The organism is Psychrobacter sp. T6-1 (assembly GCF_052258445.1).
In genome coordinates this window covers 1-2,478 of sequence record NZ_JBQQFC010000329.1, presented here as the reverse complement: position 1 = coordinate 2,478, position 2,478 = coordinate 1, and the positions used below count along the sequence as shown (strand labels likewise).

Here is a 2,478-nt window from a genome sequence, read left to right as displayed (position 1 = left end):
ATGCTTGCGCTCAATCAATATCCTAATGTAACCATTGAGCGAGATTATGATTTGTCCTTGCCTGAGCTTATTGCCGATAAGGATCAGCTGATTCAAGTGGTTTTAAACCTGATTAATAATGCTTGCGAGTCGATGAGTGAAAAGATTTATGATACGTCTGTTCAACCAGCCACACTTCGTATTCAAACGCGAGTTGCCTTTCAGCATACCATCGGTCATCAGCAGCACAGACAAGTACTGCAAGTTGCTATTACAGATAATGGTTTGGGGATAGATCCTTTGCTTATCGAACAAATATTTTTCCCGATGGTGACTCACCGCGCAACTGGTACAGGTCTTGGACTCTCCATCGTACAAGATATCGTGCATCGCCATCATGGTATGATTGAGGTGACATCAGATTACAAGCAAGCGCACACATGCTTTACGCTGTATTTACCTTTTGAGCAACCGAGCGATACCGTCGGTACCTCGTAAAACATCACTTAAGATTGCCCTTTAGGCTTTTTATATGACTGAAAATAACTTTCATAAATCTTCCGCAACGCTATGGCTAATCGATGACGATGCGGCCTTGCGTCTCATTCTCGCCGATACCTTTACCGATGCCAATCTCAATGTCGTCAGCTTTACTCAAGCAAAAGCGGCCTGGACACGGCTTAATGATATATTAAAGGAGCGTGAACCCACATCCGAGCTGCCCGATGTGATCTTGACCGATATTCGCATGCCGATGATGGACGGTTTATCCTTTAGCGATTGGGTACGCCAGCATTTCCCTGATCTACCCATCGTCATTATGACCGCGCACTCAGACATCACCTCAGCGATTAACAGCTATCAAGCAGGCGCGTTTGAGTATCTGCCTAAGCCTTTTGATTTAGACGATGCGGTCGCAACCATTTATAAAGCTATCGATTATCAGCCAACAGACAATGCCAGTCCTCAAAACTGCACTGAAGATAATAAAACCACTACGATAGAAAATAAGACAAGTAAAAAAGATAAGCCAGTCGAGGTAAAACCTACTTGGCCACTCAAAAAACAGGGGCAAGATAACACCGCTCAAAGAACTAACAAACCCCACCTCAATCCTAATCCCAATCCCAGCGGCATTATTGGTCAATCGCTCGCGATGCAGACTGTCTTTCGTGCTATCGGACGTTTGGCACACTCCCCTATTACCGTCCTTATTACAGGGGAGTCAGGGACTGGCAAAGAGCTGGTGGCAGGCGCACTACATCAACACTCACCGCGCGCGCAGCAGCCTTTTATCGCCTTAAATATGGCAGCCATTCCTCATGATTTGATTGAATCTGAGTTATTCGGACACGAAAAAGGCGCGTTCACAGGAGCCACCACGCGTAGGCAAGGACGCTTTGAGCAAGCGGATGGCGGCACGCTATTTTTAGATGAGATTGGCGATATGCCGTTTAGTACTCAGACAAGGCTGCTACGAGTCTTGGCAAATGGCGAATTCTATCGGGTTGGTGGTCAACAGCCAGTCAAAGTTGATGTACGCATCATCGCCGCTACCCATCAAAACCTTGAGCACTTAGTTGAGCAAGGCAAGTTCCGTGAGGATCTATTTTATCGGCTCAATGTGATTCGTATGCCGCTGCCACCGCTACGTGCGCGTATCGATGACATTCCAGCATTAGCGGAGTATTTTATGCGGCGCGCCGCTGAGCAAATGGGCACAGAGCCCAAGCAGTTACACACAGATGCCATGCGCATGATGCAAGGGTTTGAGTGGCGCGGAAATGTTCGTCAGTTAGAGAATGTCTGTCTATGGCTGACCGTCATGACCACAGGCGATACCGTTATGAGCGAGGACTTACCGCCTGAATTACTTGCTCAAGTCTCTACCAATACCGCCATACCAAATGATGCGCAAAGAGATTTGACTCAAAACAGTCAACCGCTATCGATAGCCGCACAATCTGATTCCGGTTATAGCGAACGCTGGCAACAAGTCTTGTCCGAATGGGCGCAGCAAGCCTTGCAATCAGGCGCTACCGATATACTGCAAACAGCAACGCCTGAATTTGAGCGTATCCTTCTGAGGGCAGCACTCAGGCATACCGGCGGCAAAAAAATAGCAGCGGCCAACCTGCTTGGCTGGGGACGCAATACTTTGACGCGCAAATTACAACAGCTCGATATACCGCCCTAAGCGTATCGTCAAGGCACTTAAAATGATTTAATACCAGTTAAGCGCTATCAACACAAAATTAAATAAGGCTAAAAGTAAAAATAATTGTCAAAAGGGGTTGTCAAACGACTCAAACTCTATATAATAGCCAACCACTGAGACGCACTACCGAATCAGTTATTCGTCTTGAGCGCGTTTGAATCTAAACGTTTTTGATGATAGAGTAACCAAAATGGGGCTGTGGCGGAATTGGTAGACGCACCAGATTTAGGTTCTGGCGCCGCAAGGTGTGAGAGTTCGAGTCTCTCCAGCCCCACCATTTT

Annotated in this window: 2 protein-coding genes and 1 tRNA gene; all 3 read left to right on the top strand. The window is 47.0% G+C overall.

From position 1 onward, the window contains the following. Positions 1 to 477 (top strand): two-component system sensor histidine kinase NtrB (locus ACTXGO_RS12360; protein WP_443574752.1); only part of this gene is annotated, 477 nt, incomplete at its 5' end. A gap of 34 nt (positions 478 to 511) precedes the next feature. Then, positions 512 to 2,176: a sigma 54-interacting transcriptional regulator gene (locus tag ACTXGO_RS12355; RefSeq protein ID WP_443574751.1), complete on the top strand. Its 1,665-nt coding sequence runs from the start codon at positions 512 to 514 to the stop codon at positions 2,174 to 2,176. A gap of 213 nt (positions 2,177 to 2,389) precedes the next feature. Further along, positions 2,390 to 2,474, top strand: a tRNA-Leu gene (locus ACTXGO_RS12350). Positions 2,475 to 2,478: the final 4 nt, after the last annotated feature.

Excerpts from the sequence above, each read along its gene's own strand:
- ACTXGO_RS12355 (WP_443574751.1), top strand. The coding sequence starts at position 512 with ATGACTGAAAATAACTTTCATAAATCTTCCGCAACGCTATGGCTAATC.